This is a genomic window from Mesorhizobium sp. M7A.F.Ca.MR.148.00.0.0, from assembly GCF_003997735.1.
Taxonomy (GTDB): Bacteria; Pseudomonadota; Alphaproteobacteria; order Rhizobiales; family Rhizobiaceae; genus Mesorhizobium.
Genome location: NZ_RZTB01000137.1, coordinates 1 through 5286, shown reverse-complemented (window position 1 = coordinate 5286; position 5286 = coordinate 1). Strand labels below are relative to the sequence as shown.

Below are 5286 nucleotides of genomic sequence, written 5' to 3'. Positions count from 1 at the left end.
ATAGTAGCCGTCGCGCAAATTGATGCCGTATTCGACATAGGCCTTCATGCAGGCCAGCATCTGCGACCAGCCCTCGCAATTGAGGTAGGACTTCTTCAGGCCGACCGCGCCTTCCTGCCAACCGCTCTCGGCGATGGTGACGAAGGTGCCGCCATCGTCGAGCGGCTCGAAATTCATCTCGATGCGGGTCTTGTAGGCCGGCTTGCCGTCGGCGTCGGTGGCATCCCAGCGCAGCACGATACGGCTGTCCTTGACCACTTCGTCGACCTCGACCGGCACCTTGCCCCACCAGACGACGCCGGCGCCAGCTTCCAGCGGGGCGCTGGCGCCGCCGATCGTGGTGAAATAGCCGCTCAGTTTCTTCGGATTGACGACCGCGTCGAAGACCTCGGCGACCGGCTTGCCGATGCGCCCGGAAACACTGAATCCAAGTGACATATCCACAACTCCTTCCCTTGATCGGTCCAACGATATGTTATAAAAACATAACATGTCAAGCCGATCGCAAGACGACAATGTTTTCAAGGCGCTGGCGCATCCGCGCCGGCGTGAAATGCTGGATCAGCTGAAGGACACGCCGAAGACGACCGGCATGCTGTGCGAGGCCTTTCCCGACATCGATCGCTGCACCGTGATGCTGCATCTCAAGGTATTGGAGGAGGCCGATCTGATCGTTGCGCGGCGCGACGGCCGCGAGCGCTGGAACCATCTCAACGCGCTGCCGATCAAGCAGATCCACGACCGCTGGATCAGCCAGTATGCCGGGCATGCCCTCAGCATCATCGACCGGCTGAAGTCGGACCTCGAGGCATGAGCGGCCGCAGCAGGTCATGTCTTACGCCGCATGCGCGGTGCGGCTGGACGAATTGAGCCGATTTATCTATAAGCCGGCCATTCCGACAGAGAACGCCGTGCTTCCACGAGGTGCACCTGGGACGCTCTGAAATTTTGAATTCGGGCATTGCGGAAACGAGGTCAGATCACTTCGCTTCGGGATGCTCTAGCCGAGAAGACGACAGGGGTGCCATGGCTGGCCATTCACAGTTCAAGAACATCATGCACCGCAAGGGCCGCCAGGATGCGGTGCGGTCGAAAATGTTTTCCAAGCTGGCGCGCGAAATCACCGTCGCCGCCAAGAGCGGGACGCCCGATCCATCGATGAACCCGCGCTTGCGCCTGGCGATCCAGAACGCCAAGGCGGTGTCGATGCCGAAGGACAACATCCAGCGCGCCGTCAACAAGGCCTCGATGGGCGATGCCGAGAACTACGAAGCCGTGCGCTATGAGGGCTATGGCCCGGGCGGCGTCGCCGTCATTGTCGAGGCGCTGACCGACAACCGCAACCGTTCGGCATCCAATGTGCGTGCTGCCTTCACCAAGGCCGGCGGCGCGATGGGCGAAACGGGTTCGGTGTCGTTCATGTGGGACCGTGCCGGCGAGATCTACTATCCGGCATCGGCCGGCAGCGCCGACAAGATCATGGATGCGGCGATCGAAGCCGGCGCCGACGATGTCGAATCCGACGAGGAAGGCCACACCATCTATTGCGGCTTTGAGAACATGGGCGAAGTGTCGAAGGCGCTGGAAGGCGCGCTCGGCGAGGCTGAATCGGTCAAGCCGATCTGGCGGCCGCAAAACAACGTTCCGGTCGATGAGGAGCGGGCACAGTCGCTGATGAAGCTGGTCGCCACGCTCGAGGATGACGACGACGTCCAGAGCGTCTACGCCAACTTCGAAGTCGACGACGAGACCATGGCCAAGCTCAGCGCGGCATGAGCGAAGCTCAGTCCGAAATGAGCGGAGCTATACCCGCCACGAGCGAAAAGCCGTTGCCGGTCGTCCGCATCACCTATTGCACGCAGTGTCAGTGGCTGCTGCGCGCCGGCTGGATGGCGCAGGAGCTGCTGTCGACCTTCGGCACCGATCTGGGCGAGGTGACGCTGGTGCCGGGCACCGGCGGCATCTTCACCATTTCCTGCAATGATGTGCTGGTCTGGGACCGCAAGCGCGACGGCGGCTTTCCGGACGCGGCCAAACTGAAGCAACTGGTCCGCGATGTCATTGATCCGGACCGCGACCTCGGCCATTCCGATCGGAAGACAAAGGCATAGGGGTCGCCAGCGCTGCCGTCACTTGCGTCGCCACGCACCGACAGCGGCGCCAATCGCAATACCCACGGCAACGCCCATCGGCAGATCATCCAGAGCGGTGCCGATCAACTCCGATGGCCATGCCGAAGGCCATATTTGCGTATTGATCCTTCATCGGTCGCTCCATCCATCGTCGTCAACGCGTGGCGAACCAGAAGGATGCCAGCGCGGCTATGCCGCTGATGGTGCGGACATGGTTCCACATCACCCATTCATTGAGGTAGCGCGACCATAGGCTTGCACCGTTGCCGCTTGCCGGATCGATGGCGGCCAGGGCATCGTTGAGCGGCACGTTGAAGATCATCGTCACCACCACGATGCCGATGAGATAGAGCAGGCTGCCGGCAATCAGCCAGAGCGAGCCCGGCTGGCTCCAGCCGATCGCCGCACCGATGGCGACAACAATGCAGACGAGCGCCGTGCCGAACAGCGCCGTCATGAACAGCGGCGTCACCGCTGTGACGTTGATGGAATTCATCGCGGCAATGCCGCTTGCGGCTGGCAGGCGGGCGAGGCCCGGCATGACGAAGCTGGAGAAAGCAAAGAAGACGCCGCCGACGACGCCAGAGCCGAGTGCGGCGATGAAGATGAGAGTGGGAAGAAGTTTCGCGATCATGTGAGTTGCTCCATATGCCCGTTGTGTTTCCTTCGCATCCAAACGTGAGTAATCCTCATGTTTGCAAAACGTGATAAACCCTCGTATTTTGTGAGTCAAGCGATTTTGATGCATTTGAAGACGCCGCCGACGACGCCTGAGCCGATTGCGGCGATGAAGATGAGGGTGGGGAGAAGCTTCGCGATCATGTCAGTTGCTCCAGATGCCGGTTGCGGCGGTTTGCGTTGCGTAGGCGGAGAAGTCTCTTGGCTGGCGACCAAGCACGCGCTGGACGCCGTCGGTGAGCGACTCGTTGCGGCCGTCGAGCACCTGGGTGAACAGCTCATTGAGCAGCCAGCCGAATTCGGGCGGCAGCTCATGCGCGGCTACTGCGGCAGTGAATTCGTCATGCGAGATCCTGACAAAGCGGATGTCGCGTCCGGCCGCCTTGGCAATCTCGGCGACCGCGTCTGCGAAGCTCAGCAGCCGCGGCCCGGTCAACTCATAGAGCTGGCCGACATGGCCTGGCTCCGTCAGCACGGCAAAGGCGGCGTCGGCGATGTCGTCGGCATCGACAAAGGGCTCGCCGACATTGCCGATCGGCAACGCCACTTCGCCTTCAGCCAGGGACCCGGTGAAGAAGCCTTCGCTGAAGTTCTGCGAGAACCAAGCGCAGCGCAGGATGGTCCAGTCGGCGCCCGAGGCCTTCAGCATCTCTTCGGCGCGCTGGGCTTCCGTTTCGCCGCGCCCCGACAGCAGCACCAGTCGGGTGACACCGTTTTGCACCGCGAGCCTGGCGAAGGCGTCGACGGTTTCAGCGGCGCCCGGCACGGCGATGTCGGGATAGTAGCTGATGTAGACGGCGCTGACGCCTTGCATTGCCGGTCCCCAGGTCGCTGGGACTTCCCAGTCGAAGCGCCGTGTACCGGAGCGCGAGCCGATCCGCACCGGCAGGTCGTGCGCCGTCAGCCGCTCGGCGAGACGGCGGCCGGTCTTGCCGGTGCCGCCGAGGATCAGAATTGGTTTGGTTGTCGGGTCAGTCATAACCGTTTCCTCTGTTTAAAATATGAATAGTCCTCACATTTGCAAAATGTGATAAACCCTCGTATTTTGCGAGTCAAGCGATTTTGCTGGCATTGGAGTCAGTCATGGAAGACACGGCCGCGCCGGTTTCCCCGCGGGAGCAGATTGCTTCGCCGCGCCGGGCGCCCAGCCAGCAGCGCAGCCGCGAGCGGGTCGAGCGCATGCTGGCGGCCGCCTCAGCGCTGATCGCCGAGCAAGGCAGCGACGCCATGCGCATGGGAGAGGTGGCGGAACGGGCCGGGGTGTCGATCGGGTCGCTCTACCAGTTCTTTCCGGACAAGCGGGCGATCATCTGGGCACTGGCCGAGCGCTACACCGCCGAAAGCCAGTCCTGCATTTCGGCAGCACTGGCTGGTGTCAGGGACGCCGAAGGCCTGCAGTCCGCGTTTTCAGAGTTGGTCGACATCTATTACCGGCTGTTCCTGGCCGAACCGGTGATGCGCGACATCTGGTCGGGCACGCAAGCCGACAAGGCGCTGCGCCAGCTCGAACTCGCCGACAGCCGGGCCAATGCCGAGTTTCTAACCGCGGTGCTGAAACGGCTGCGGCCGGCAGCCGATCCGGCGGCGTTGGAAACGACGGCGTTCCTCATCTGGCAGATGGGCGAGGCCGCCATGCGGCTGGCGATTTCCGTCAAGCGCCAGGAGGGCGACAGGCTGGTCGCCGCCTACAAGCGCATGGCGCTCAGGGAATTGCTGGCCGAGTAGCAACGCGCCGCAACAAAAAACCCGCCACAAGGGCGGGTTTTTGATCTGTAAAAAGCTCGTTTGGTTCAAGATCTTACTTGATGCAAGTCGTTATCCCAAAACCGCTTCGCACTTTTGGGCGACATGCACTTAGATGCCGAAACCTTCGAAACGCTTCTTGAACTTCGACAGGCGGCCGCCGCGGTCAAGCAGGGTCTGCTGGCCGCCGGTCCAGGCCGGGTGGGTGGTCGGGTCGATATCGAGGTTCATCGTATCGCCTTCCTTGCCCCAGGTCGAACGGGTCGTGTATTCGGTGCCGTCGGTCATGACGACCTTGATGGTGTGGTAGTCGGGATGAATAGCGCTCTTCATGGCTCGGTTCCTGGCTTGCCGGCGCGGCTGACGGGCATAAGCCTGCGTCGATGCGCCCCTTTTTAAAACTCGAAGCCGCAGCTATTGAGGAGCCACGGCTTCTAAAACGGTCGGCGAGCCTATACATCAGCCGGAATTGAATCACAAGGCCGCGGCAAGCGCATATTGAGGCGCAGACCCCAAGGGCGGCTGGAGGAAACATCGGGATGGCGCAAATCACCAGCGCAGACGAGCGCCGGCGTTCGCTCAAGCCGCTCCGGCGCCTGTTCCCCTACATCACGCACTATCGCACACTGGTCGTCGGCGCCATCATCTCGCTGGTCATCGCCGCGGCAACCACGCTGGCGCTGCCGCTGGCGGTGCGGCGCATGATCGATCATGGTTTCTCGTCGTCCAGCAC

The 5286-nt window shown here is 62.1% G+C and carries 8 protein-coding genes and 1 pseudogene; 5 read left to right on the top strand and 4 right to left on the bottom strand.

The genetic code is table 11. The annotated features are described in order from the left end of the window. A partial coding sequence (locus EOB49_RS29555; RefSeq protein ID WP_127383051.1) for an SRPBCC domain-containing protein occupies window positions 1–438 on the bottom strand: 438 nt, incomplete at its 3' end. A gap of 52 nt (window positions 439–490) precedes the next feature. Here EOB49_RS29555 and EOB49_RS29550 point away from each other — a divergent pair. The 3 genes from EOB49_RS29550 to EOB49_RS29540 all read left to right on the top strand — a co-directional run bounded on the left by EOB49_RS29550 (window position 491) and on the right by EOB49_RS29540 (window position 2111). Continuing rightward, window positions 491–814, top strand: a complete 324-nt coding sequence (locus EOB49_RS29550) for a helix-turn-helix domain-containing protein (RefSeq protein ID WP_127319142.1) — start codon at window positions 491–493, stop codon at window positions 812–814. A gap of 212 nt (window positions 815–1026) precedes the next feature. Next, the gene (locus EOB49_RS29545) at window positions 1027–1776 is read left to right on the top strand and encodes a YebC/PmpR family DNA-binding transcriptional regulator (RefSeq protein WP_023811824.1); all 750 of its coding nucleotides are present in this window, start codon (window positions 1027–1029) and stop codon (window positions 1774–1776) included. Further along, the gene (locus EOB49_RS29540; protein ID WP_127327616.1) at window positions 1773–2111 is read left to right on the top strand and encodes a SelT/SelW/SelH family protein; all 339 of its coding nucleotides are present in this window, start codon (window positions 1773–1775) and stop codon (window positions 2109–2111) included. The genes EOB49_RS29545 and EOB49_RS29540 overlap by 4 nt, the downstream gene beginning before the upstream one ends. A gap of 175 nt (window positions 2112–2286) precedes the next feature. On the opposite strand, the gene EOB49_RS29530 is transcribed toward EOB49_RS29540, so the two are convergent. After that, window positions 2287–2766, bottom strand: coding sequence for an anthrone oxygenase family protein (locus EOB49_RS29530; RefSeq protein ID WP_127383048.1), 480 nt, complete (start codon window positions 2764–2766; stop codon window positions 2287–2289). Between the two features lie 189 nt (window positions 2767–2955). Next, entirely contained in the window at window positions 2956–3789 is an 834-nt protein-coding gene (locus EOB49_RS29525) for an NAD(P)H-binding protein (RefSeq protein WP_127383047.1), read from the bottom strand. A gap of 104 nt (window positions 3790–3893) precedes the next feature. On the opposite strand from EOB49_RS29525, the gene EOB49_RS29520 reads away from it, so the two are divergent. Next, window positions 3894–4535 carry a TetR/AcrR family transcriptional regulator gene (locus EOB49_RS29520; RefSeq protein ID WP_127383046.1) on the top strand — a complete coding sequence of 214 codons (642 nt, stop codon included), beginning with the start codon at window positions 3894–3896 and terminating at the stop codon, window positions 4533–4535. A gap of 129 nt (window positions 4536–4664) precedes the next feature. On the opposite strand, the gene rpmE is transcribed toward EOB49_RS29520, so the two are convergent. Then, window positions 4665–4886 (bottom strand): 50S ribosomal protein L31, encoded by a 222-nt coding sequence (gene rpmE / locus EOB49_RS29515; protein ID WP_023811830.1) that lies wholly within the window; start codon window positions 4884–4886, stop codon window positions 4665–4667. A gap of 206 nt (window positions 4887–5092) precedes the next feature. On the opposite strand from rpmE, the pseudogene EOB49_RS29510 reads away from it, so the two are divergent. Beyond that, a pseudogene (locus EOB49_RS29510) lies at window positions 5093–5286 on the top strand (ABC transporter); the annotation flags it as partial.